General features: G+C 64.0%; 1 protein-coding gene. It reads left to right on the top strand.

From position 1 onward, the window contains the following. On the top strand, positions 1–595 hold a 595-nt coding region (locus AC5RVV_RS17870), incomplete at both ends, for a fatty acid desaturase family protein (protein ID WP_494002692.1).

Genomic DNA, 595 nt, shown 5'->3' with positions numbered 1-595 from the left:
TCCCGGTCCTGGCAGCACACCCACAACGATTCGCACCACCGCTGGACCAACGTCGTGGGTAAGGACCACGACGTCGGATTCAACCTGCTGCGCATGGACCCGGACCAGGAATGGAAACCGTTCAACCTGGGCAACCCGCTCTACAACGCGCTGCTGGCCCCCGTCTTCGAATGGGGCATCGCCATCTATGACCTCGAGCTGACCGAGTACAAGGAAGGCAGAAAGAGCAAAGCCGCGCTTATCAGGGACCTGAAGGCCATGGGACGCAAGGCCGCCAAGCAGCTCACCAAGGACTACGCGGCCACCCCGGCACTGGCCCTGCTCACCGGCTCCGGCAAACAAGCCCTGTACGGGACCCTGGCAGCCAACGCGGTCCGCAACGTCTGGGCCCACGCGGTCATCTTCTGCGGACACTTCCCCGACGGCGCCGACACCTTCACCGAGGACATGGCCGACGGCGAAACCCGCGGGGACTGGTACGTGCGCCAGATGATCGGCTCGGCCAACATTTCCGGATCCAGGCTCATGCACCTGATGACCGGCAACCTCTCCCACCAGATCGAACACCACCTCTTTGCTGCTCGGCGGCCCGTAC

Source organism: Arthrobacter sp. MDT2-34-1, from assembly GCF_059091365.1.
Note: the sequence above shows the minus strand (reverse complement) of the source record. Positions and strands in the feature narration are given on the sequence as shown.